Origin of the sequence: Nocardia amamiensis NBRC 102102 (genome assembly GCF_001612745.1) — a bacterium.
GTDB classification, from domain to species: Bacteria; Actinomycetota; Actinomycetes; order Mycobacteriales; family Mycobacteriaceae; genus Nocardia; species Nocardia amamiensis.
The window spans coordinates 24,984-50,130 of sequence record NZ_BDBA01000077.1 but is presented as its reverse complement, the minus strand read 5'-3'; the positions used below and the strand labels follow the sequence as shown (position 1 = coordinate 50,130).

Annotated in this window: 19 protein-coding genes and 2 pseudogenes; 6 read left to right on the top strand and 15 right to left on the bottom strand. The window is 63.5% G+C overall.

The genetic code is table 11. The features are described 5' to 3' along the window. The first annotated feature begins 43 nt into the window (after positions 1-43). The 3 genes from NA4_RS16105 to NA4_RS16095 all read left to right on the top strand — a co-directional run bounded on the left by NA4_RS16105 (position 44) and on the right by NA4_RS16095 (position 1,899). Positions 44-922, top strand: a complete 879-nt coding sequence (locus NA4_RS16105; protein WP_084497138.1) for an AfsR/SARP family transcriptional regulator — start codon at positions 44-46, stop codon at positions 920-922. Positions 923-1,016: 94 nt separating this feature from the next. Further along, a complete protein-coding gene (locus tag NA4_RS16100; RefSeq protein WP_067470444.1) occupies positions 1,017-1,346 on the top strand; it encodes an SCP2 sterol-binding domain-containing protein in 330 nt (109 codons plus the stop codon). A 274-nt stretch (positions 1,347-1,620) separates the two neighbouring features. Beyond that, the gene (locus tag NA4_RS16095; RefSeq protein ID WP_067470458.1) at positions 1,621-1,899 is read left to right on the top strand and encodes a 4Fe-4S dicluster domain-containing protein; all 279 of its coding nucleotides are present in this window, start codon (positions 1,621-1,623) and stop codon (positions 1,897-1,899) included. A gap of 74 nt (positions 1,900-1,973) precedes the next feature. On the opposite strand, the gene NA4_RS16090 is transcribed toward NA4_RS16095, so the two are convergent. The 9 genes from NA4_RS16090 to NA4_RS16050 form a co-directional block, all read right to left on the bottom strand. Then, on the bottom strand, positions 1,974-2,339 hold the full coding sequence (locus NA4_RS16090) for a hypothetical protein (RefSeq protein WP_067470443.1): 366 nt from the start codon (positions 2,337-2,339) through the stop codon (positions 1,974-1,976). A gap of 144 nt (positions 2,340-2,483) precedes the next feature. Further along, on the bottom strand, positions 2,484-3,896 hold the full coding sequence (locus NA4_RS16085) for a cation:proton antiporter (protein ID WP_067470457.1): 1,413 nt from the start codon (positions 3,894-3,896) through the stop codon (positions 2,484-2,486). 372 nt (positions 3,897-4,268) lie between these two features. Beyond that, a complete protein-coding gene (locus tag NA4_RS16080; RefSeq protein WP_157129051.1) occupies positions 4,269-5,111 on the bottom strand; it encodes a TetR/AcrR family transcriptional regulator in 843 nt (280 codons plus the stop codon). Between the two features lie 63 nt (positions 5,112-5,174). Continuing rightward, positions 5,175-6,980, bottom strand: a complete 1,806-nt coding sequence (locus NA4_RS16075; RefSeq protein ID WP_084497137.1) for an NAD(P)/FAD-dependent oxidoreductase — start codon at positions 6,978-6,980, stop codon at positions 5,175-5,177. A gap of 545 nt (positions 6,981-7,525) precedes the next feature. Next, the gene (locus NA4_RS16070; RefSeq protein ID WP_084497136.1) at positions 7,526-9,097 is read right to left on the bottom strand and encodes an MFS transporter; all 1,572 of its coding nucleotides are present in this window, start codon (positions 9,095-9,097) and stop codon (positions 7,526-7,528) included. Positions 9,098-9,123: 26 nt separating this feature from the next. Continuing rightward, the gene (locus NA4_RS16065; RefSeq protein WP_067470439.1) at positions 9,124-10,071 is read right to left on the bottom strand and encodes a DUF1702 family protein; all 948 of its coding nucleotides are present in this window, start codon (positions 10,069-10,071) and stop codon (positions 9,124-9,126) included. Continuing rightward, the gene (locus NA4_RS16060) at positions 10,071-11,057 is read right to left on the bottom strand and encodes a DUF1702 family protein (protein ID WP_084497135.1); all 987 of its coding nucleotides are present in this window, start codon (positions 11,055-11,057) and stop codon (positions 10,071-10,073) included. Before NA4_RS16060 ends, NA4_RS16065 begins: the two co-directional genes overlap by 1 nt. Next, positions 11,051-11,932: a DUF1702 family protein gene (locus NA4_RS16055; protein ID WP_245671411.1), complete on the bottom strand. Its 882-nt coding sequence runs from the start codon at positions 11,930-11,932 to the stop codon at positions 11,051-11,053. The genes NA4_RS16060 and NA4_RS16055 overlap by 7 nt, the downstream gene beginning before the upstream one ends. Before the next feature lie 86 nt (positions 11,933-12,018). Continuing rightward, positions 12,019-12,984: a DUF1702 family protein gene (locus NA4_RS16050; RefSeq protein WP_084497134.1), complete on the bottom strand. Its 966-nt coding sequence runs from the start codon at positions 12,982-12,984 to the stop codon at positions 12,019-12,021. Positions 12,985-13,442: 458 nt separating this feature from the next. On the opposite strand from NA4_RS16050, the gene NA4_RS16045 reads away from it, so the two are divergent. After that, the gene (locus tag NA4_RS16045; protein ID WP_067470436.1) at positions 13,443-15,248 is read left to right on the top strand and encodes a tryptophan 7-halogenase; all 1,806 of its coding nucleotides are present in this window, start codon (positions 13,443-13,445) and stop codon (positions 15,246-15,248) included. Positions 15,249-15,502: 254 nt separating this feature from the next. Here NA4_RS16045 and NA4_RS16040 read toward each other — a convergent pair whose 3' ends face one another. Then, positions 15,503-16,513 carry a hypothetical protein gene (locus NA4_RS16040; RefSeq protein ID WP_218022307.1) on the bottom strand — a complete coding sequence of 337 codons (1,011 nt, stop codon included), beginning with the start codon at positions 16,511-16,513 and terminating at the stop codon, positions 15,503-15,505. Between the two features lie 239 nt (positions 16,514-16,752). On the opposite strand from NA4_RS16040, the gene NA4_RS16035 reads away from it, so the two are divergent. Further along, entirely contained in the window at positions 16,753-17,457 is a 705-nt protein-coding gene (locus NA4_RS16035; RefSeq protein ID WP_084497133.1) for a helix-turn-helix domain-containing protein, read from the top strand. 239 nt (positions 17,458-17,696) lie between these two features. Here NA4_RS16035 and istB read toward each other — a convergent pair. After that, positions 17,697-18,561 (bottom strand): annotated as a pseudogene (gene istB / locus NA4_RS16030) (IS21-like element helper ATPase IstB). After that, positions 18,562-20,202: an IS21 family transposase gene (gene istA, locus NA4_RS16025; protein ID WP_067470434.1), complete on the bottom strand. Its 1,641-nt coding sequence runs from the start codon at positions 20,200-20,202 to the stop codon at positions 18,562-18,564. A gap of 1,304 nt (positions 20,203-21,506) precedes the next feature. Between istA and NA4_RS16015 the strand changes: the two genes are divergently transcribed. Continuing rightward, positions 21,507-21,755 (top strand): hypothetical protein, encoded by a 249-nt coding sequence (locus tag NA4_RS16015; RefSeq protein ID WP_067470432.1) that lies wholly within the window; start codon positions 21,507-21,509, stop codon positions 21,753-21,755. A gap of 187 nt (positions 21,756-21,942) precedes the next feature. On the opposite strand, the gene NA4_RS16010 is transcribed toward NA4_RS16015, so the two are convergent. From NA4_RS16010 to NA4_RS16000, 3 genes and pseudogenes are all read right to left on the bottom strand, one after another. Then, the gene (locus tag NA4_RS16010; RefSeq protein ID WP_067470431.1) at positions 21,943-23,379 is read right to left on the bottom strand and encodes an MFS transporter; all 1,437 of its coding nucleotides are present in this window, start codon (positions 23,377-23,379) and stop codon (positions 21,943-21,945) included. A gap of 52 nt (positions 23,380-23,431) precedes the next feature. Then, a pseudogene (locus NA4_RS42610) lies at positions 23,432-23,680 on the bottom strand (IS1380 family transposase); the annotation flags it as partial. A 174-nt stretch (positions 23,681-23,854) separates the two neighbouring features. After that, a complete protein-coding gene (locus NA4_RS16000; RefSeq protein ID WP_245671405.1) occupies positions 23,855-24,865 on the bottom strand; it encodes an alpha/beta fold hydrolase in 1,011 nt (336 codons plus the stop codon). Positions 24,866-25,147: the final 282 nt, after the last annotated feature.

Below are 25,147 nucleotides of genomic sequence, written 5' to 3'. Positions count from 1 at the left end.
GGCGCCTCGGCACGTCAGCCAGGTTTCTAGAAACGGGGGATCAATGACTGCTGCATACGCGATCGATGGCCTGCGCAGGAACGATGTCGACCATCCGAGGGAGCTCGAGCGAGAGGCTCCCTACCGCGCCTACCTATTCGGGCACCTCCGGATGTACCACGGGGCCCATCGGGTGACGTTGGAGACCGGCCGCCGGAAGGGCCTGCACATCCTGCTGTGGTTCCTGCTGAACCCCGGAAAGCCGTACTCAGCTGATCAGTTCGTCGACACGCTGTGGCCCGAGGCCGATCCCGGCAAGGCTATCCAGGCTTTCGACGTCAGCATGCATGCGCTCAAACGGCTACTCGAGCCGGAACTCGGTCCGCGAGAACGATCTTCGTTCATCCAGCACCACGCCAACCGCGTGTACACCTTTGAGTCCGCAGACCTGTGGTGGACCGACGTGGCCGACCTCGAGCTGCTGTACCGGCGCGGCCACGCCTGCGATGTGGCAGGCGACGTCACCCGCGCGCGCTTCTACTACCGACGCGTCTCGGACTACGTCTCGCAGGGTCCTCTGCTCGACGCGGAATCGTGCCACTGGCTCGAGCCCTACCGGCATCGATACGACCTCATGTGCTCGCAGGCTCTCACCCGCCTGATGCAGATCGACATCGACTGCGGCACGGACGAAGAAATTCTCGAGTCGGCCTACCAGATGCTGCGCCTGGATCGGTACAACCAGCTGGCGACCAAAGTGATCATCGAGGTGTCGATGCGCAACGGCAACCACGGCAGGGCCGAACACCGGCTGCATTCATTCTGCGATGCCATACAGCGCGATCTCGGCGTGCAGCCGCCGAGGGAGTTCGTCGAACTCCGCCGTCAGCTGCTGGGTACGCGCATGCAGCGCAGCGACATACCGCACTTACCAGAACGGTAATACGCGGGGAAGTCCGTGTCTCTAACGTTGTCGCGCACGGGCCGGCCGAGAAGTGAAGCCCGCCTGAACAATACGGCATCAGGAGCACAATCCCATGACCCTCACTGTCGGCGAACTCTTCGACCAACTGCCCAGCCGCCTCCGCACCGAGGCCGCGGCGGGCCTCGACCGCACCCTCCAATGGCAGCTCACCGATCTCGACCCGGGGGTGTGGGCCGTCGAGATCAAGGACTGCCAGGGACGCCTCATCCCCGGTGGCGTCGCCGAACCGGACACCACTTTCACCACCACTAGCGAGATCTGGCTCGCCATCGCCGAGGGGCGCCAGGACGCGATGAAGGCGTTCATGGCCGGCAAAATGAAGGTCGAGGGCGATATGACGCTCGCGCTCCGGGTTCCCGAGCTCTTCGACATCGAAGCATGAAGCGGCCCGTCGCGGGTACCTCGCCCGGCACACCTGCCGGTTCTGGTCGCTCGCGGCGTGTTCCGCCTCCGCCACTACACGGTCAAGCCTCCTGCTGACGAATACTCGCAGGCTCACTGAGCTGACCATCCTCGACGCGGTCTCGGTCTTGCACCCAATTCCGGCGCAACCGTCACCGCGCTCCCGCAGGGATTTACCGCGCTGCTCGAGCTGGGCGGCGCCGCCGGTCCAGGATTCGGCGAACACGGTGATGCATTACCCCAAGGAGATACGCATGCCTTATGTGATCACTGAACGATGCATCGGCAGCAAGGATACGTCGTGTTACGACGTATGCCCGGTCGATGCGATCCAACCCTCGCCTGATGGCCCCGCCTTCGACAGCCACGATCAGCTGTTCATCGATCCGGTGGCCTGCATCGAATGCGGCGCGTGTACTGCGGTCTGCCCGGTCGAGGCGATCTACGAGGAGGGTGACGTGCCGGCCCAATCCCAGGCGTCGATAGCGGTCAACCGGCGGCACTTCGTCGACGAGGCCGCATCGGCGCCGTAGGCTCGGCGACGAAGTGGCCAGCTGTCGCCTACGTCGACTTGTCCGGCCGTCGCACTATGTCCGGATGGCCCCGCTCATCTCGTCATTGGTGCCGGATGGCACGAAATACGCGGCCGTGCGCCATCGTCTTGTGGTCCGCGAACTGTGCGAGGCCCGCTGATCGCGCCGGGCAGGATCGGGCATGCGTTGCGGCCCGCCGCCACGCCGAGCACTCGTGCCACGACTTCACGCAGGGTGCTCGGCGAGCACCGCGGCCCGCTCGCTTCACAGAGCGCGGGGCGCACCGAAACCAGCGAATGAGCGTCCGCACCGACGTATTCGACCTCCTCGACACGGACATCGAAGTGGAAGAACATCGCCAGCAACCGCCCGCGGATGACCGGAGCTTCCGTCACCGAAGCCCGCCGCTTCCTCGCCACGAGCAGGCTGACCACCGTCATGAGCGTAGTCGGCGAAACCGCCCTCACCACAACAACCAGACCCCTGCTGATCAGGCCGAGGGTTCCGATTCGCCTGTTCGACAACGCCGATGACCTCGAATGTGCGGGGCGCCGTCACACCTCTGTGCCGGCGCCCCAATTCATTCACTCAGCGTCGACCGTCGCCGGCGTCACGGGTGTTGCAGCCGCGGGCTTCACCAGCGCCCCCGGCGGCGCCGGTGTGGCAGGTTCGGCTGGTTTGTGTTCCTCCCCAGTCGGACCGAAAACGTACCCTTCCTTCCATGCGCGGCGTTCGAAGATCCGCTGAATCGGCGTCGCAGCGAAGGTGGTGATGATCGTCATCAGCGCCAGAATGGTATACATCTCGTTTGTGATCAGCCCAGCCGATTGCCCGACGTTCAGCAAAATCAGCTCCATCAGTCCTCGTGCGTTGGCGAGGGCGCCCATCGAACCCGCTTCTCGCCAGCCCATTCCCTGCCATCGCGCGGCGAGACCAATAGCGCCGAACTTCCCCGCGAACGATACGACTAGAACCAGCGCACCCATCAGCAGCACCGAGGGTGCGAAAATGAGAGACAGCTGCGTGTTCAGCCCCGAATAGATGAAGAAGGCGGGTAGCAGCATGTAAGCGACCAGGGGCTCGAATCGGTCGCGGATCTTATCGAGCAATTCACCGCGCGGCATCACAGCTCCTGCGACGAATGCACCGAACACGGAAAACAGCCCGATGGAATCGGTGAACCAGCAGCCAGCAAGGATGACGAGCAACACAATCGTCAGGTGGGTGATCGGAATGCCGCCGGTTAGCCCGGTATCGCCGCTCCGCGACCAGGTGTTGAGCCGCGCCAGCCAGCGTCGCGCGATGAACACCATGAACAGGACATACACGACGCCGCCGACCAGGGTGATCAGCGCATCACTCATCTCACCTTTGGCCGTGGCGACGACGGCCGCCAGCAAGATCCATGAGCAGGCATCGTCAACGGCCGCGCACGACAACGACATCGTGCCCAACCGGGTGTTCATCAGCCCAGAATCATAAACGATCCACGCCAACATCGGAAAAGCCGTGATCGCGACCGCGGCGGCGAGGAATAATGCACCCTGCCAAGGGCTTACTTTGTCGGTGAAATAGCCGCCATTCGAGATCATCATCCAGCCCACGAGGCCGCCGAGGATCATCGGCACCATAACGCCGAAGGCCGACGTAGCACCTGCCTGCCGGACGTGAGCACCAAGAATATCGAGTTTGAACGATGCTCCTACCAGGAACATGTAGAGCACGAGACCGATTTGTCCCACCGCGTAGATCGCGGTCAGATTCGGATGAATGATCGAGATGTTCCCGACGTCCACCGTGGTCGGGAACAGCCAGTGTTGCGCGGCCGGCCAGATCGACCCGAGCACCGACGGCCCCAGTACGAACCCGGCGACCATCACGGCTACGACCTGTACCTGAGCTAGCCGACGAAATAGAGGCCAAATAAGACGATATGTCACCAAAATGACCAGCATTTGAAGAAAGAGATGAGTTGTGATTTCCAGCAGTGTCGGCAAAGCTGACTCCTCGATGTCGGATTGTGGCCGCTGCAGTTCCCACGAGCGGGCATCTGCGGCCGTCTCGTGCCGCCGGTCGCGCGTGCCGCTCGGCACAAAGCCGAATCAACGCCGACGCTACGGACGTTGCGGACCGGAGCATTCGGTGCGGCGAGTCACCCAACCGCCAGGCAAAGTGTTTCGTCGATTGCCTTGCGCCGTATTCCTTTCGGTCAGCACCGACGATCATGACCTCGCCCGGTTACGTTGCGCTTACTTGCCTCGCAAGTGGCCGCATCGAGTGAGAGATATCTTTGGCGGAACTTCCCTGCCGCCGTTGATGATTCGACGCGAAACTCCGGCTTGGCGTGTAGACGAGTCGAATACGGAACGCTAATCGTCCGCGCGCAGCGCGGTGTCGCGGCTTACCTCGACGAGCCGTTCCCATCTGTCGGCCAAGCCGAGGCTGGAAAACGTTTCGCGCATCAGCGTGTTGAAAACAGCGTCGGAGCCGATGAGTTCCTCGTCGACCTGCCCGTAGACCTCGGCGACCAGGACCCCGTACAGCCGAACCCAGGCCAGTTTGAACAGCCAGTATGCGCCCAGCCCGTCGACACCGAGGGCGGCATAGAACGGATTGTCGCGCTGGGCCGCGCTCTTCTGGATGAGCACGTGCAGTCCGGGGTCCAGGTCGTCGGCTGTAGGCACGACGATCAAGCCTTGGGAGTGCAGGTCGATGAACAACCGTGCGAAGTGCGCGGCGAACGGATTCGAAGAATCGTCGTCGCCTTCGGGTAACAATCCCAGCGCCTTACGGCGAATCGGACAGGAGGCGGCAGCAAGCGTCGCGTTCGCGAATGCCATCCGAAATTCGATTCGGTTCGCCATCGCCCAGCAGCGCAGAGCGGTGGCCGAAGCGGCCAGCCTAGCCGCGGGATCATCACACGAATAGTGGTCGCGCGCTTTGTCCATGGCGGCAACGACATCGGTGCATATGCCGTGCGCGACCAATAGGTGCAATTGGTCGATGCTATCGATATATCGATATAGGGCAGGTGAAGTCATCCCCATCTGGGTGGCAACCGCTCGCACCGACAGGTCGTGGCCTTCTCGCAGCACTTCCCGGGCTACCTCGACGATCTCGTCGTAGGTCTCCAGCCGCCGCCGTTCGCGACGACTCATCGCTCGTGCCTGTAGCGCCATCTCGTCTCCCCAGACCGACTTGCCCATGCTCATCCAGACGATTTCCGTCCGCGGCCGAACCAGGCCAGCCGGTAGTGGGCAGGCCTGAGCATCTGGTCATCGTGACTGCTTCCCTGCCAGCGCGCCTGCCGCGCGGTCAAGGCCGGATTCCTGAAGCGATGTGGTCGTGTCTCCGGAGTGGGGGCGAACCGAGAAGTCCCGGCCGCCTCCCTTGGCCAGCCCGTCCGGCCCCACGGTGATCCACACATCGGCCGAACTGCCTTGCGCCTGATAAATATCGACCAGCCTCATCAATGCCTTGTCGGCTCTCCACCGATCGGCTTGATCACTTCGCTTCTTGTCCTCGGCGGCGTCGCACTCGGCGATCACCGCCGACACGAGCTCGCCGGCAATCCGCTCCAATTCGTTGAGATTTGCCGTGAGCTGGTCGCCCAGGTCGGCGTCGGAAAGTTCGGCGAGCATGCCCTCGTGGAACCGGGTCATGAAGTCGAAGTCGTAGTAGGTGACGAAGCCGTCGGCATGCACCCGCGGTTCGACCTCGTACCACTGCCGGAAAAACCGCTGGACCGGCACAGTGATCGACGACATCCGAGCCAACTGCCTTACCAGTTTCGGACGATCGACCAACTGCCGGAATTGATCTCGATAGTAGAGCAGCGAAGGCACAGCCCAATAGACCCCGGTGTCCCACATGATCTTCGCACTCATGACCCGCGCGTTGCCAAAGATCGGATACTGGCCTTCGTAGATCGGCAGCCAACCGTCGGTGACCATGAAGAATGCGTTGTTGTGGATCGCGGCCAGATCGGTGATGTCGGCACCATCGAGCGCATGGGTGACCAGATCGGTGATCAGCCCGTTGCTCATCGAGATGACATCGAACCCCGGCGAGTACAGCGGGTCCAGGAAAATTCCCGCCTCGCCCGTCAAGCACCAACCGTCCGCGGAATACACCTGCTCACAGCCGTACGAGTAGTTGCGCATGACCTTGAAGTCGAGCAACTTGTCGCGATGCGACTCGACAACCTCGGCGCATTGCGGCTCGTATTCCCGCAACCAGCCGAGCGCCTTCTCGAAACGGCTGATCTGAGCGAACGGGTGCAGATCGGCATCCACGACGATGCCGACACTGATCGTGTTCGAGGCCAACGGGATCAACCACACCCAGTACCCCTCACCCATGAGGTGGTTTGTCGACAGCCTACGGCGGCCGTCACTGATCCGCTCGTGCCAGCTCTGCACATTCGACCATTCGTCGATGTCGATCGGGTAATCGATCCGGAACCATGCGGCATTCACGTTGTGGCCGTTGGGTTTCGCCAATCCAAGTTTGCGCTTCAGGATCGAAGCGCGGCCCGAGGCGTCGATCACCCACCGAGCCCGGATATTGCGGTGTGCCCCATCCGGCGTGGTCACGACGACGTGGTGACGTTCTCCTGCGCCGGTAAGGTCGACCTCGTCGACCTTATGACCGACCCACACGTCCACGCCGACAGCGCTCAGCTTGTCGGACAAGTAGTTCTCGAAGCGCCCACGGTCGAGCTGGTAGGTGGTCGCGACGTGGGTCGGACGTGCGTGGCCGAGCTCGACGCGGCGCGCGATGTCCCGGTTGTCGCCCTGGGTGAAAAAGAACCGCAGCCCGAACTTTTGCAGCTGCTCGTCAGCGATGTGCGGCTCGATTTCGAGCACGTCGCGCATGTAGTGCGAGGCGATGTCGACCGTCGACTCACCCACCTTGTGCGCCGCCTCGGGTGCCCGAACACTCTTCTCCACCACCACAATCGAGGTGTCGGGTCGGGCCTTGTACAGCTGCAGTGCCAGCGTCAACCCCGCTGCGCCGCCGCCTAGGATCGCTACATCGAACGCGGAACCCGCATCATCGGACGCTTTTTGATCAGTCATTGTGCTACCTCCAGCACGGCGTCACGGGGCCACAGGGCCCAAGATGGTTGGACAGTTGCTGCCCGGGACGAAAAGCGCGCCGGAACCGACAGCGAATAGTTCGAAACAGCAACGCATTTCGTCGGGCATCTCGTCTTGATCGCGAACATTACGAAGCCTGGTTACCCCGGACTTACCGGGGATGGAAGCTCGTTCGGGACGGCGTGCCGCACGAATGCACCACTAGCCGCTCGAAACCGGAATCACCGTGAGGTTCTCGACCTGGCGTCTCCCACCCGCGAATCACACCGGTCGCCGGTCGCGGCATGGGCAGGTGTCTACCGATCTCGTGGGAGTGGGAGGACGCTGGCCGCGGTCTCGATGGCCGACCGTTCCTGTAGGCGACGATGTCGACGTCGACAACGTCAGCTGCGCAGTCTCCTACTGTGATACCCCGTTGGTGCCCTTCGAGGAATGGCGGGCCGAGATCGACCGCGGCGGCCTGCGCGACGCCTTCGTCGTTCCGGTTCACGCCCATCCGCGCAACCGACTTCCGGCTATATCGCTCACCGCACCCGCCTTTGCTCAGGAACTGCCGCCAGTGCCGCCGAACCCGGTTCTGAATCGTGCGTGCGCGGACGGGCAGGCAAAAGGAACCATGCCATCACAGCGGCCGCCAAGACAGTCCCCGCCGCGAGTAGAGAACCGCCTTGCATGCTGTGCAGGAAGGCCGAGGTGGCGGTTTCGGCCAACTGCCGGGCGCCCTCGATGTCTCCCTGGGCGGCAATGCCGTCCGCTTCATCGAGCGCGCCGCCGAGCGATCCATCGGAGGCTGAGACGACGGAGTCGGGCAGGTCAGCGGATAATGTCTGGTCCATTCTGTGGTAGTAGAGGGAGGACGCCATGCTTCCGATCACCGCGACCCCGAGGGTGGCTCCGCACAAACGGGTCGCGTCGTTCACGGCGGCGCCGACCCCTGCCTTCTCTTTGGAAACCGCGCCCATAATGGCTTCGGTGGCCGGTGTACTGGTGAGGCCAAATCCTAGACCGAGCACAATGATATTGACGGACATGAAGGTGTAGGCAGTATCTCCAGTGTTCGTTGAGGCCCAGACCAGACCTGCCGCGAAGAGAATCAGACCTGCGGTGACAACTACTTTGTTCCCGATTCGCACGGCGAGCCACGCACCGACTATTGATGCGACTCCGATCGAGGCGGCCATCGGCAGTAGGCGCAAGCCCATAGATAATGCGCTATAGTCTTTCACCAGCTGCATGTATTGCGTAATAAGGAAGATGAAGCCGTTGAGTGCGAAGAACGAGATGGCGACCGAACCACTCGCCGCCGTGTAGCGCATGTTGGAGAACAACGAAACGTCGAGCATGGGATCCTCGATGTACCGCTGCACAGCGACGAATACCAGCAGCACCAGTGTCCCAATCGTGAAGCACCCGATTGTCAAGGGCGATCCCCATCCCCATCGAGGGGCCTCGATGATGCCCAAAACAAGCACCCCGAACCCCAGGCTCGACAGCGAAAGGCCGCGCCAGTCGATCGGAGGTGTCTTCGGGTCGCGCGAGGTCGGCACGAAAAAGACGACGAGAACGGCGACGGCCACAGTAAGAAATGCCAAGAAGGCGAAGATGCTTCCCCACCAGTAACGACCCAGCAGCCAGCCGCCCACGATCGGTCCGGTGGCGACACCCAAACCAGTTGAGGCACCCCATAGTCCAATGGCTCGGGCGCGGGCGCGCCGCTCCGTGAATGCGTTTGCCAGAATCGACAAAGTGGTGGGAAGCATGAGGGCCGCGCCTAGTCCCATCACTGCCCGCGCGGCGATGAGACCGCTACTCGTGTCGACCCAAGCCCCCACCAGCGAGGCGGAAACCAGAATTCCCATCCCGATCAGAAGGGCTCCTTTTCGACCTTGCCGATCGCTCAGGCTACCGGCGGCCAGGACGAAGGCTCCCAGGAACAGGTTGTAAGCATCGACCACCCACTGCAGCTCGGTAGTGGTGGCCGAGAGGTCCCTGGTCAGAGTGGGCAGCGCCACGTTCATGATCGTGATTTCCACGGTGACGATATACGCGGTGGCCATCAACGCGAGGAGAATCATTGTCTCCCGGTACTTCCGCATGGGTGAGCCTCTCAGGTGCCGTCAATTCAATTGGTCCGACCGGAGGTTCCTGCCAAGAGCTCCGGGATGCAGGTTTCGCGCCAGGTTCGATACGACGCGGAGAGCGAATTCCGGACAAGTTCGCGGCGGGTCTCTTCCAGAACACGGGCAGCGTCAGAACTCGGGATTTCGGCCAGCACTTCACAAGCCTGGTCGGTATGGGGAGTTGGGTTCCCGGCGAGGCCCCGGGTCCAGGCCGCCGCCGCGGCCGCCCACGACAGCCGATGGCGGTGCGCTCCGGCTACCTGACGCAGCTGTTCGAGACCGGCCCGGTCGGTGCCCCCCGCGAAACTGCAGGCGATAGCCGCTCCTGTCCACAGGTCCGCCTGGCGGTCGAGTTCGAAACTCGAGATTGTGTCGGCCGCAAGCGCGATGACCGCCCCGCTGGAGAACCAGATCGACCGGCCCAGACCTTGGTCGTACAATTCCCGCCCATGATCGGACAGATGTGCTGGCCGCAGTTGTTTCTCAATGGAACGCCGGCGCACAAAGAAACCTTCATGAAAACCGTAGCCATCGACAACTACCCAACCCAGGACAGGGTCCAGCTGTTGCAGATACTTTTCGGGCCGCCGCCGCAGGCGGGCAAGGGCCATGCCGAGGCCGACGTAGACGGTAGCCATGTGATGCCCGCCTGGCCCGCCCGCGAAGGCACCTATCCTGCTCTTCCCGGGCGCGATGATGTCGAGAACGCCGAGGCCCATGGCCGCGCCCTCGTAGGCAAATCCGTGCAGCGCCGGGTCCACCGCATCCAGCTTGGGAATCAGCACTGGCAGAGAGCTGTTCTCGAGGGTTGCGTTGTATCCCAAGGCAAGTGCCTCGATCACCGGGGCGAATCGGCTCCATCCCTCCGGAGCGAATCCCCGTCTGCTGAATACTTTTCGTGGCTCAGTTATGCCGAATGCGCGGCGTCGCACGCTGCCCAACGCGGTCATCAGTCTGCCCTCCCTGTGCTGGCTGTGAGTTTCTGGCGTTCGGTCCAGACAGCCTTTATGCGCTGACGCCATTCCGCATAGCGAGCTCCGGACGGATCGGGATGTGTGCCAGTACATTCAGCCGCAACCAGCCTCGCCACTTTGCCGGCATCCAAGCCCCAGAACACGTTGCATGCCCCATCCGTGTGGTCGGCGGGGTGATTGGTTTGCTCACGAAACCCTGCCGCGACCGCAAGGCCTACAGCTACCTCCGCGGCATAGGGGCCCGAGGTGTGCATCAGCCGTTGGAAACCCTCGCGGTCGAGTGCCCCGCCGGTGTAGCCGCACGCCAAGCCCACGCCTCCCCACAGGTCCCGGCGGCGATCCTCTGGGAAAGCTCGAAGGACCGCTGCAATCCGATCTGGATTGGCCGCGCTGAGGAAGTAGAGACTGCGTCCCAGGCCGCTATCGAAGTTGCGTGCGGCTTCGCCGGTGAGCCCGTCCGGCCTGGCCTGCCTATCGAGGCTGTCCCGGGCGGCGAAGAAACCTCGGAAGAAGCCGTATCCGTCGAGCATCAGCCATCGGTCGGGGTCGTCGAGGTCGTCGAAGCGCGCGATAACCCGCAAAGGATCAATCGGTAGGCGGGGAAGGATCATTCCCGCGCCGACATAGACCATGGGCTTGTAAACACCACAAGGCCCGGTAAGAAGGCCTCTGAGACGCTTTCGGTACGGCAGCATGAAATCCAGAAGCATCAGGCCCATGGCCGCACCCTCGTAGGCGACGCCACGCACTTTCGCGGGGTTGGCTTCTACGATCGGAATGAGGTCGCCCAAGCGAGGGTTGTCGAGGGCCGCCCAAAAGTTGTCGATGATCGCGTGTGAAGGTGGTTTGAAGTGCGGCCATACATCATCCATCTCCGGAAGTGCGCCGAACTGCTGTTTGGCCACTCGTGGGAAGTCATCGACCGACAGCTTCAGTACAGGCTCGAGAAGTTTGCTCAACATAGTGAAAGGAACTCCTGAAGAACGCGCTGCCGCCACAGTGCATGGGCCGGGACGTCGTTGCCTGACGGAAGGTCTCGCACTGCGGCATCCGCAATTGCTGATGCCTGCTGTGATGTGGTCCCGCACAGAACCTCACATGCCAGCTCGTTCTGGGATGCCGGGTTACCTCCCAGATGCCGCGCCTTGGCCGAGATCGCCGCCCCAACAGCCAGGTCACCGCGGTGTTTGCCGGCAAGGGCGGGCAGCGCATCGAGTGCGCCGCGCTCGATGCCACCGGAGTAACCGCATGCGAACCCCACTCCGCTCCACAGGTCGGCCTGCCGCTGCGGTGAGAAGGCTGCGATGACGGCGGCAACCCGATCGACGTCGGCGTCGGAAGCGAACCAAATTGCGCGCCCCACCCCCTGATCGAAGACGCGCCGGCCATATCCGTATATGTGCGGCGGCACGTGCCGATGAATCACGTGGCGGTGGTAGGCGAAGTAGCCTCGATAGAAGCCGTACCCGTCCAAGATGATCCAGCTGAGAAGAGGATCACCTATTCGCCTTCGGAACGATTCAGGGTTTTTACGAATCCTCGCCAAGCACATCCCCGCACCAAGATAGATACCGAAGACGTGCCGCGCTCCGGGGCCGGTGGCGAGGGCTGCGGTGCGATTCTTTCGGGGCCACATGCAATCGAGCGCGGCAAGTCCGACTCCGGCGCCCTCGTAGGCGAATCCGTGAAGCTCCTCGTCGTATGCCTCTAGCCTGGGAATCAGAGCGTCGAATCCAGGGTTGAGTAGCGTCGTACGGCTGCACTCGGTGACGGTGAATACGACATGCTTCAACCGCGCAGCTGAAGCGCCGTCATCGATATCTGGAGCGGACGGCATCGCCCCGGCCGCGGCGAAGGAGCGCCATAACAGATTGCCCACGGCGTCGCGCAGTCCACCTTCGACGGGGGCAGTAGGTGCAAGGGTCATCGCGCATGCTCCGTATCTGCCGCACGACGACTGAGCGCGGAGAACGCATCGATCACATTGTCTTGCACGACTTCACAGGCTGGACGTGCGTAGTGCGCCGGAATATTGGCCAGCACGTCGTCCACGATCGAGGCGGCGCCGACGCTGGTGGTTTCGCACAGCACTTCGCAAGCCATTTCGGTGTCCGAGACCGGGTTGCCCGCGCGATGCCTACCCTTCGCCGCGAAGGCCGCTCCCGTCGCAACGTGCGCAAGGTGCGGTTCGCAAACCTCCCGTAGGTGCTCGACCTCGCGACGTTCCAACCCGCCGGCGTAGCAACACCCGGTCCCGATGCCCAACCACAGGTCGGGTTGGCGGGCCGGGGAAAAAGCAGCCACGTCGGCGGCAACACGATCCACCTCGGCGCCAGAGGTGAACCAGATGCTGCGCCCGACGCCTTGGTCGAAGACGCGACGAGCGTACGGCGAAAGGTATGGTGGCACGACCTGGCGATCTACGTAGCGGGACCTATGAAAGAAGCCCTGGTGGAAGCCGTAGCCATCCATGACCAGCCAACGTGCCACCGGGTCGTCGAGTCGAGTCAGGAACGGTTCCGGCAGGCGCCGCATGCGGGCCAACGCCTCGCCCGCGCCAATATGAGACATGTAGATGTGAGCGTCACCGGCACCGGACAGAAACTCTCGAAATCGCGACTTCCCCGGTAACCAGCAGTCCATTCCCGTGAGACCCATCGCCACGCCTTCGTGAGCGTAACCGTTCATATCCTTGGGAAAGCGGCCGAGCCGGTTCACGATAGCGTCCACGCCTCCGCCCTCGAGCACCGCGTGATAGCCGCCGACCTCGGCCCGCAATGCGTCCTCTAGATGGCGCCACTTCGCGGAATCGCCCTTCTTGAATGCGAGGATTTCTCTCTCTGAAACGCCCAGCACCGCCAAACGCGCCCGGGCCAGCATGGTAGTCATCGTGTCTGATCTCTCCTGGAAGGAGTCGTGGACAAGTGCTCGTCTCCACCGATGATGTGAGTAGTCATTACGCAGGACTTACCGAGTTGGGAAGACCGCAGGTAGCTGCTGATCGCGCAGAACTGTCTGGCTCCGGGCAGCGTGCGCAGGCAGGCGTAGACCTGCTGCCGGAGTTGATCATGCGGAGGTCGCGTTCGGAGCGGTTGTTGTTGTCGGACGGCGTTCGTCGATAACGGGTGAAGCGCAGATATTCGTCCTGCCGGCCGCGCGGTAGATCCGGACGTCGGCCAGGCGTCGGCCTTGGTGGCGCCGGTGCGGTGGCGACCGCGTCGGTGATCAGTTTCCGCATGGCGACCAGCGCGTGGGCGGCCCGGGGAGCACAGCACTCCGCGGCCCCTTTCGCCACACGTAAGCACACCGAAATTGCCAGCTGGACAGTCTGTCCCCGAGGAGGAACCATGACTGAAGCGGTACGGCAACAACTTTCCGAGCTGCCCGAGGATCAGAAGGCTGCGCTGGCGGAGGTGCTGCGCGCACGGCGGGCTTCCCGCCCGCCGGAGCCGGGGCAGTATGACGTGATCATTCTGGGTGGCGGAATGGCTGGATTGACCCTCTCACTGCAACTGCGGCGGACGCAGCCGGACATCCGGATAATCGTCATCGAGCGACAACTCCACCCGGTTCCGGAGGCCGCGCACAAGGTCGGCGAATCGACGGTGGAGATCTCCGCCCACTACATGCGAGACATTCTCGGGCTGAAAGATCATCTGGATGACAGTCAGCTGCGCAAATTCGGTCTTCGTTTCTTCTTTACGGGCGGCGACAACTCCGACATCACTCGTCGGGTCGAGGTGGGCACGTCGGTCTGGCTCCCACTGGACACCTATCAGCTGGACCGGGGCCGACTGGAGAACGAGATCGGGCGGCGTTGTGCGGCAGCGGGAGTCGAGTTCATCAGCGGTTGCAAGGTCACCGATATCGACCTGGGCCCGGAGGAGCATATGCACCATGTGCGGATCGAGACTCCGGAGGGGCAACGTGAACTCTTCGGGCGGTGGGTAGTCGACGCGTCCGGCCGCAGCCAGCTCCTTCGGCGTCACCTGGGCAGACAGCGCACGCCGGTCGCGCACACCGCTAACGCGTCGTGGTTCCGGGTGGCCCATCGGATCGATGTCGACACATGGTCGGATGACACCGACTGGACGCAGCGGACAGCCGAGGGCAAGCGTTACCATTCGACCAACCACCTGATGGGGCCGGGCTACTGGCTCTGGTTGATCCCGCTGGCTTCCGGCTCCACCAGCGTGGGGATCGTGTGCGACGACGACATACACGACTTCAGTACCTTCAACACCCTGAACAAGGCCCTGGAGTGGATTCGGAAGTACGAGCCCGAGTGTGCAACGCAGGTCGACCAGCACCTGGACAAGATCCAAGACTTCCGGGTCATGCGTGATTACTGCTACAGCGCCGAGCAGGTCTACGCCGGAGATCAGCGGTGGGCGCTGACCGGCGAAGCCGGAATCTTCCTGGACCCGCTGTACTCGCCAGGCCTCGACTTGATCTCGATCAGCAACGGGCTGACGGCTGACCTCATACTGCGGTCCCTGGCCGGCGAGGATGTCACTGCGCTCGCGGCCATCCACGACAGCCTTTATCGCAACGTAACCGACTTCTGGCGGGCCATCTATGAGAAGCGCTACCCGCTGATGGGCAGCGCCCGGATCATGTCCTCGAAGGTGATCTGGGATACCGCCTTCTACTGGGGCGTATTCGGCCTGCTGTTCTTCCACGACCAGTTCCGCACGATCAGCGGGAACCCCTCGGTGGCAGCCAACCTGGGCAGGCTCACCCAGATCAGTAACCGGGTGCAGCAGTTCTTCACCGAGTGGAAGTCCATCGACGGCCCGCCACTCGAGCCGCAATACATCGATACGCACGTGCCCTTGGACTTCATGGACCGGTTGCACCGCGGTATGGCCGACGAGCTCAGCCCGGCCGAGTTCGAGACCAGGTTCTCCGCCAATACCCGGCTGTTCGCGCAGCTCGCGGGCCAGCTGATCAGCACCGTGATCGAAGCCTACGCCGACAACTACACCGACGAAGTCGTGGACCGCATCCAGCAGTGGCGGCGCGATCCGTTGATCACCGACTTCTTGTCCATCTACCGCAGAGACCGGCACAAGAACCCGACAAGTCCGCGCTGGATCACGATGGGCGGCCCGGTGGCTGTAAGGGTGAATTCTGAGGCCACTTATCGGTGAATTCTGAGGTCACTCAGGGGCGATCCAGGGCGGCCGTATCGGTGAATTTCGGGGTCACTCCGGTCGGCGTGTCAGGTCGCCGGGCGTGTCAGAAAGGCTAGCCATGGGCGCCTGATTCGAAATCGCGCGCACAGCGGCATGAGAGTGCGTGGAATGACCGCAGCCCGACTCCGGATCGTCTGGAGTCGGGCAGCGTTGTCCTGGCTCCAGGATTCCGGGGCCTTGTTCTTGAGAAATCCGGAGCGATCTCGCAGTCAAGGTTGAGGGTCAAGTCGGCGGAGCGTGCGGCGGAGCCGTACCACCACGACGGCGAGCAGCCCGAGGGCGGCCAGCGCGAAGACCGCGTTGCCGATACGGTCCACATTCGTGGGCGCTGGGAAACTCGGCGGTTGCAGGAAGCCGTGCCAGGCGTAGGTGACCAGGCCGGCAGCGCCCAGGGCGAACCTGTGCCAGGGTCCCCAGCCCGTGCACCGGGACCAGCGCAGGATGAGCAGCGTCATAGTGGCGTAGAGCGCGAGGTAGCAGCCGACCGTGATCCACGCGGGCACGAGGGACTCGAGCTTGCTCCCCGCCATGGCGAGCAAGCTGGGGAACCAGAACGCCGCCCCGGCCGCGATGGTGATCGCGAAGACGGTCCACGGGCCGGCCGCCGTGGCCAGGAGGAGGGGGCGGCGGAATCGAACGGACAGGAACGCGGCGATGATCAGGGCGACGGCCGTGATCATCGTCCAGATGATCTGAGCGGTCGACAACGGGTAGATGGCCGGACTTGCCAGGGCGATGGGCACCGCGCCGCCCAGCAGGAACAGGACGGCTGACACGGTGAGGCCGACCTTGCCGAGCCAGGGCGTCTCCGGTCGGCGTGAGCCCGCCTCTACCATCGAGATCGGCACTGCAATGCTCCACACCCCATGGATGGCCAGAACGAACACGGTCCAGTAGGCGCCGATGCCCAGCGCTGGGATGAACCCATAGTCGAGCAACCGCAATCCGACATAGTCGGGATCGAACAGCGACCGGGTGAGCAGGCCCTCCTCGATCACGGCATAGGCGAGCCCGAGCAGGATGATCCCCGGCCACCCCAGCCGCCACCGGCGGGCGACCTCGCGGATAAGCAGCGCGCCACCGCCGTAGAGCGGAATCAGCCCGATGATCATCGGCAGGGCATTGATGGGAATGTTGCCGAGCAGATACTCGCCGACCAGCGGCGCGAGAACCAACAGGCCAAGTGCCGGAAGGCTGCGTTTGAACACGTGCACCCTCACCGGTTGCAGAGCCTGCGTGCCCACAGATAACTGACCAGGGCGATGCCCGCACTCGCCGCGATTGTAAGTGTTCGTCACAATTGAAAGCTACGTTGCTTTCAGAAATTCCGTCAATCAATCAATGCCCATAAGCACTGGTAAAAGCCGATAAATAGATGCGTTGATGCTGAAGCTAAATGCAATGAAACATTGCATTGTATGGCACCGAACGCAATAGTGATGTCATGTCAGAAGGAAGGTTGACCCTGCAGGACCGCCAGCGCATCGCAACCGGCCTCGCCGAAGGCCGCTCCTACGCCGCGATCGCCAGGCGGCTGGACCGGCCGACGTCGACGATCAGCCGTGAGGTCAGCCGCAATGGCGGCCCCAGCGACTACCGCCCCGAGCGGGCGCACCAGGCGACAGCACGGCGGGCGCGGCGCGGCACCCCGGCACGGTCGCCCGAGGCCGGACCCCGGGACCGCAAGGTCTTCGAGGTGGAAGAGGGAGCCGTCGAGATGGCGATCGGGATGGGCTTGCCGAAGATGGTGGCGCGCGTGCTCATCGGCCTGTGGTTGAGCGAGGACGGCAGGCTCACCGCGGCCGAGCTGGCGCGCGGGCTGAAAGTCAGTCCCGCCTCGATCTCCATGGCAGTGGGCTACCTGATCCAGCAGGGGCTGATCAGGCGCGAACGTGATCCGCGGCGGCGGCGCGACATCTACGTAGTTGACGACGACGCCTGGTACCACTCGACGGTGATCAGCTTGCGGCGGACGCTCGCGGCGGCTGAGATCGCGAAGGCGGCGGGGCAGACGCTTGGGCTCGACACGCCCGTGGGACGCCGCCTGGCCAGGGGCGGTGCGTTCCTGGAGCAGATCAGCCTGGACGGTCTGGCCTCGGCCGAGCACCGGCGCGACCTCCCGCCAGTTCAACAAGGACGAATCCCTGCACGCCCTGCGCCGTGACCTGCACTACGCCCCACGTCGGCATGATCCGGGCGCGGCATGAGCCAGAAGGGCGACGACGTCTCGGGCTGGGGCGCCAGCGGGGTTGATGATGGCGCCGAGCGCCGTGGTGAACTGATTCGGGTCGACTGCGGGCGCGGTCGTCTTGCCTTCTGCTGGCCGGGCCAGGGCTGTGGGAACCTGGGCCCGGCTGCGTTCGCAGCGTGGGGGTGGCTCGTGATTCGCCGATAGACTGCCGGTCAGAGTACGGTTTCCAGTGACTGCTGAGCATCGGTGAATGCGGGTTGCTGCGGCGCCTGCGTAGTGGTGTTAGCGGTGTTGTTGAGTGCGGCGGTGCGGGTGAGTCGGTAACTGTCGGTGCCGGTTTCGATGATCTGCCCGCCGAAGGTGAGGCGGTCGACGATCGCGGCGCAGAGCCGTGGTTCGGGAAATGTGTTCGACCAGCCATCTGGAGAACGCCTCGTTCGAGGCGATCGCGACAGAGTTCTTTTCCTCGCGCTCGGTCAATACCTGGAACAACAGCTCGGCGCCGCGCTTGTCGAGCTCCATGTAGCCGAGTTCATCGATGCAGAGAAGATCGACTCGACCGTAGCGGGCGATCGTCTTGGCCAGCACCTTCTCGTCGGCGGCTTCGACCAGCTCGTTCACCAGTTTTGTCGCAAGGGTGTATTTCACACGGTAGCCGCGCATCGCGGCTTCGGTGCCCAACGCGATCAGCAGGTGGCTCTTGCCGGTCCCGGAGTCGCCGATCAGGCAGAGCGGTGTGCCCTTCTTCACCCAGTCGCAGTTGGCGAGGGTGTTGACCACGGCGGGGTCGATGTTGGGGTTGGCGTCGAAGTCGAAGGCCCGCAATGATTTGTCGCGCGGGAATCCGGCGGCGCGGATGCGGCGTTCGGAGCGGCGCCGGGCGCGGTCGTCGCATTCGACGAGCAGCAGCTCCGCCAGGAACGCCCGGTAGCTCATCTGGTCGCGGGTCGCGGTCTCGACGATGTCGTTGAACTGGGTGCGGATGCTGGGCAGCCTCAGCATCCGGCATGCCTGGTCGACGGCGGTGTCGGCGGCCTGGTCGGTCATGCCGTGGCGGCGCGGGGTTGGGCTGGTCATCTATGGATTCCTTTCTGCGGTTCTCGGTTTGGTGATGCGGAGCAACTGGTCGTAGATGGCGACCGACGGCAGGGGCCGGGTGTCCGGTGGTAGGTGCGCCAGCCGGCGCGCGGTCAGCGACGGAACCGGATCCGGGTCCGGGTCGGGTTCGTCGAGATCGATCACGTGGGCCAGGCGCGGTGTGGCTTCGGCGGCCTTGCGGGCTTCGAGCGCGACCGCGTCCGCGGTCAGCGCGCCGGCGCGCAGGGCGGCGTCCAGGCCGGCGACGACCTGGTCGTGGGGCATGCTGCGGTGCAGCAGAAGAACTTCGATGATCGCGCGGGTGCCGTCACGCTCGCCGTGGGCTTTGCGGACCGCGGCCCACCACGCGTCGTGGCTTGTGGTGAACTTCCCGCTCTGGCGGGCTTGTTCGAGAGCGGTCGCCCCGGCCATCGCGCCGGGTTTGCGGATCAGCGCTTCGAGATAGTGATCGAGTTCCACGCGCGTCAACGCCTTGCCGATCAGGCGTTCGTGGCGGGCGATTTCGGTGCGGCCGTCGTAGACGACCAGCCAGGAGGCGTGCAACAGGATCCGGACCGGGCGGCCGATGAACCGGATCGGGACACTGTATTTGTTGGTCCGCGCCGCGACCATCGAATACCGATCCACCCGGGTGGCCAGCCACGACCCGGTCTCGAATTCCTCGGCGGGCAGGCGTTTCAGCGTCGGCGCCTCCAACGCGAAATGCTCGCCGATCGTGCGCGCCCGCGCCCCGATCCGCCGCGCCAGATCCCCGGTGTCCCACCCCTCGACCAGCGAGTTCAGTTCCTCGAGCGACTCGACCTGCGGGACGGGGACGAAGTGGTTGCGCCGGTAGTAGCCGATCTGGCCCTCGACACCACCCTTCTCGTGGGCACCCTCGATGCCCGGAATGCAGTAGAACGGGTCGTCGATGCCGTAGTGGCTGCGGAACGCGGTCCAGCGCTCGGATTCGGTTCTGGCCCTGCTCAATCCGAGAACCTTCGCCACCGCGGCCTTCAAATTGTCGTAGCGGATCTTGCCGTGCGGCACCCCGCCGAGCACGGTGAATGCGTGAACGTGGCCTTCCAGGAACGCTTCTTGCCCGCCCGAGGCCGACACGCGCTGAACAGAGCGGCCCGAGAACGACATTCGCAACGAGAACAGGTAGAGCACGGTCCGCTCGCCCCGCAGTTCGACGGTCACCTCACCGAAATCGACCTCGGCTTGCTCACCCGGGCGGTGGGTCTGCGGGATGAACACCTGCGGCGGTTCGCGGCCGGCCTCGATCCTGATCTGCGGTTTACGCCGATCAACGTAATCGCGGACCGTCTGATAGGCGATATCGGTCATGCCGTGCTCGTCCAGCAGCCGCTCGAAGATCCGCTTGATCGTGTGCCGCTGCTTGCGTGGTGCGTCCAGATCCGCCCGCAGGGTCGCGTCGATGAACGGTTTGAACGGATCCAGCTTCGACGCCCGCGCTGGATACTCCTTGCGTTTCTCGGGAAACGCGGAGGTCAGCGCGGCGTTGACCGTGTGGTAGCCGACGTTGTACTTGCGCCGTAGTTCCCGCCCGGACATCCCCGCTCGCGAACCACGGCGGATCGCCGCGTACAGCTGTGCCTTGGACTGGTTCGGCGGCACGGGTCAGCTCCTACGGGCCGTTGCAGATTGATAGCAGGGTGATCCTGCCACCGCAACCCGTCAGGTGGTGCCAAAATTCGCCGATACCAACATCTTCCGAACCAGATCGGTGCCGAGATTCACCGATCGACGGTCTCGCGATTCACCGATAGAACCAGCCCGGCGAGACCGGCGGAGAACACCGCGCTGAGCACGGAAGATGTCGACACTGCCGTTCGATAAGGGCACCTCCTGAGTAGCCCAGCGGCCAACGTCCGGACTCGACGCTGGCCGCTGCGCTGAGGCCAGCTCCACCACGACAGGCCGGATGCGGGGATCTCTCACCTCCGCTCGGAACAAGCGCCTCACGGCGCAAATCCAATTCGGGACAGAGCCGTTCGCAATACAGTCCCGGCCGATTGCCCGGGTCCGCTTACTTACGGGGAAGGTAAACCATCGGGAAGTCGATCCGTCCACAGTTTCATCTAATTAATCGAACTTTGCCTATCTGCGGCCGAGGTAGGCAGCAAGGCAGGGGGCAGGCAGATCAACTCGAGACAGAAATTCTTCAGCCCATCCGGTTTGCCGTTCGTTTGGGGGTCGTCGGATGCCGAGGTGAGTGAGACGTTTCCGTGTGACGTCGAGGTCGGAGATGGCCCCAGGACAGAGCCGCACCGTGCACTCGATATCGCGGCACCTCCCGCGGTTGTCTACCGATGGCTGTGTCAGATCAGGGTTGCACCCTACAGCTACGACCTGCTCAACAACTTGGGCCGAAGGAGTCCACGTACGCTGACGCCGGGATTGGAGCAGCTTCAGTTGGGTCAGCGATTTATGACGCTGTTCACTTTGGTCAGCTTCGTCTACGACGAACATGTCACTATACGTGTGAGTCATTGGATCGCGAGACTACTTCTGGGGGATTTGGCGATCAGTTACGTCATTCGTCCGATTGGATCCGACGGCACCCGACTCCTCGTGAAATTGACCCTTCCTCGCGCCAGAGGACTCGGCTTGGTCCGGCAGTATTTTTTGGGTTGGCTGGACCTGTTCATGATGCGCCGGCAGATGATGAACATGCGTGATCTAGCCGAGGGTCACAGAGGCGTCGTACCCGCCCGCGACCAGTCGGCCCGCGGCGACGGAGCGCGTCAACGAGCAGGATGAGCACTCCACGTGGAGTCCTGTTCATGTCACCTCGGCGAAGCCGTGTTCCATCATGTCGGCAGCAGCGCAACCGAATCCGGTAGCTTCACGCCAGGAAACAACTTGTCCGCCAACGAAACCCACCGGCATCGACTATGCGAAACGGGTCGGCGCCGCCCATGTGGCTCGCCCGCGGTGACAACTACGCGACCCGCACAGGCGCGCTCGGTGAGCTGACCGAGCAACGGCACATCGAGCGTTGGGCTTCAAGGCCACTGACGTGCGAAGCCACCGGCCCCGACGGGTCAGCCACCGAAGACGGTGCGCACGGCCTCCTCGTCGCTTTGGACATCGACGAGTTCCCGGGCCTCGTCGAGAGCCAGCCCGCCAGCGGCCAGGCCGAGAACGATCGAAGGACAGGGTCGTAGCTTCGACTCATTTCCGCCTCTTGATGATCGCAAGTTTGCCTGACTACACCTGAAAGTCGCCGACCCGTGGAGACAATCTGGCCGCCCAGCGGGCCGAGCACGCGGAATGGCACGTACTCGACCCGGGCGCCTGGTCACACAGCGTGGTGGTCGCCTCTCGGTTGTGGCCGGCCTTTGGCGGCGATGGTCACATGGGTGCGTCGTTGCTGCGGGTGTTGTAGGTGCGCAGGCCGATCACCGCCGCGACAAGGATGGCGATGCTGCTGGCCAGCAATGCACGACTGAACCCGGATGCCAGCGCGTCGGGCGGGGCCGAGCCGGCGGACAGCAGGTCGGTTGTGCGCGACGTCGCGACGGTGGTCAGGACCGCGAGACCGAGCGCGCCGCCGAGTTGCTGGGAGCTGTTCAACAACGACGCCGCGAGACCTGCTTTGTCTGCCGGTACTCCGGCGTTGGCCGCGTTCGTGACCGATACCATGACAAAGCCGAGGCCCAGCGACATCACCATCATGCCCGGCAGTAGGTCGGTCACGTAGTCGCCGTCGACCGGCAGGCCGGACAACAGAAGCACGCCGATGGACGCAACCACCGATCCCCCTACGATCAGTGGTCGGGTGCCTACGAGCGGTATCAGCTTCGTCGCGGCACCGGCGCCGAGTCCGATACCGATCGTGACCGGCAGGTAGACGACGCCGGTCTTGAGTGCGGAATATCCGAGCACGTTCTGCATGTAGAGGGTGAGAAAGAAGAACATCGACATGAATCCGGCGATCGCAATCAGCTGGGTGGCGTCGGCGGCCGCGAGCCCACGTACCCGGAAGATGGACAACGGCATCAGGGGATTCGGGCGGCGGTATTCGTTCACCAAGAACGCGACCAGGAGCAGCGCCGCGCCGGCAAAGCGAGCGATCGTGCTCAGCGAGCCCCAGCCCGCGTTGGGCGCTTCGACCACTGCGTATACCAGCAGCAGCATTCCCCCGGTGCCGAGAACGGCACCGAGTGCGTCGAAGCTGGCCAACGGCGCACTGCGGCGATCGTCGGGCAGCAACCGATAGATCACGACGAGGAGCAACACGCAGATGATCGGGTTGATCAGCAACACCGAGCGCCAACCGAACGTCTCGGTCAGCACACCACCGAGCAAGACACCGGCCGCCGAGGCCGCCCCGATCATGCCGCCCCAGACGCCGAGAGCTCGATGCCGATCGGAACCCTCCTTGAAGGAGGTTGTCACCAGTGACAACGCCGCCGGCATCATCAACGCCGCGCCGGCGCCCTGGATGATGCGGGCACCGACGAGCAATGCCGAGGTGTTGGCGAACCCGCCGATCAGGGATGCGACGGCAAATACGACCACGCCGACGACGAGCACTCGTCGGCGCCCTATCAGGTCTGCCGCGCGCCCGCCGAGCAGCATGAAGCCGCCGTAGGTCAGCAGGTAGCCGGTGGCCACCCATTGCAGGCCCTGCTCGGAGAAGCCGAGCTGATGCTGCATCGAGGGCAGTGCCACATTGACGATCACTGCGTCCATGAAGTCGAGGAAACCGATCGAACAGAGCAGCGCGAGTATCAGCTTGCCGCGCCTGGTCGAGAGGGCGGATGATGTTTCCACCGTGCGAGTCATGACAAGGTGCCTCCTTCTGAGGTCAAAGTACTTCGAACTAGGTGTGCCCCGATACCGATTCCAGCGGGCAGGCATGCCCGAAGGTGAACTCCCGCAACAATATTCCGATCGTGGATGGCGCATACCCGCCCACGAGCGGTGTTCTCTTCCCCCCCTGCGCATTACATCCAGATCGTCGATGCTGTCCACTTCCGCGTACCTGCCCGCGATCAGGGTCGCCCGGCTTCAGCGACGGGATTCGCGGCTCGGCGACAGGCACCTTCGCCGCCGCCAACACGGTCGGCTCGGCGAGCGACACGATATTGCCATCATCGAACGTGGCAGGCCGGCGGCGAACCTGCGACGTGTTCCCTTCGTAATTCGGTTGTTGTTCTTGCGCTAAAAGTACGATCTTCCCGCCACCTGAACGGGGACGATGCCTACGGAAGAAGACCGATGCCAACGACACAACTTGATGGCGCGTGCTTGACGAGCCTCAGTTCTGATCTGGGGTAGGTAGGTCCCTGTCGTCGGCCGGTCCGCCCCACCACGCCTCAATGGCTTCGCTGAACTCGCCGGGCGCGTCGGACTGCGGGAAGTGGCCCACTCCTTTCAGGATGGTCGTGGTGTAGTTCGGCAGTATCGCTTCCCAACGCTCGCGGTACTTTTCAGGGAAGATCCAGTCGCTGTCGCCCCAAAGGAGCAGGGTGGGCATGTGGTGGACCGACTCGAGCCCATCCTCCAGGTCCCTGAAAAACTTCCTCGCACCGATCAGTTGACCGGGAAGTGCTGCGCACGGCCGGCGGAGTGCTGGCGTGGGCATCGCCTGGCGATATTGGTTCATCTCGGCATCGGACACCTTGCGCCGCTTGTGCGCCGAGGGGACGAAGTACTTGACCATCAGATCGAAGCGTCGGATCAACTCGCGCCCGACCAGACCACCCCCGACACGGGAGAAGAACTCGGTCGAGAGGTCGCCGTTCAATGTCCAGGCCCAGGTGTTGGTCAGGACAAGGCGATCGAACCGTTCAGGCTGTCGCTCTGCTGCGTACAGACCGAACGGGCCGCCCCAACTGTGGCCGACCAAGGTCATTCCGGTGAGATCGAGACGCTCGATGAAGGACAACAACACTTCCGAGTGTTCTCGGGCCGTGAACCGATAGCCGGGAGCGGCAGTTGACAGACCGAACCCCGGAAAATCCGGAGCGATACACCGAAACCTGTCACGCAGAGTCGCGATGACGTCGCGGTACACAAACGACCACACCGGATTGCTGTGCAACAGCAGCAGGATGGGCCCCGACCCTTCGTCGACGTAGTGCACAACATTCCCGTCCAGTTCCACGAAACGACTCTTGAACGGGAACAACTCATCGTCCACCCAACCGGGACGTTCGCCTACAGGTGGTGCACCGGCCATGCCCAAATCCTTGCCGAGGCCGAGAAAATAGTCAAGTAGACACTCAAAACTAAAGCTGCCCGTGTCAGCTGCCTCGCCTGCGCCCACGCGGCCCACGAGACTCCAGGGTTGCGGCTTTGACGTGATGTGCGGGTTCGACCCGCAGATTCTGGGCGTGCCCGCTGCACAGCAACAACCGGCGACGATCGCGGCCGGCTTCAGCAAACACGATCTTCCCAGGCTGCCGCAGGCCCCCTCCGACAACACACCCGAATCCCCCGGCTCAAACAGACAATTCGAGAGACCGTCGAGGCCCCGGCCACGGATGCGCTCGATTTCGGCGGTTCTGAGCAACCGTCCAAAAAGTGCCGCGAAGTCGCCTGCCGCGCA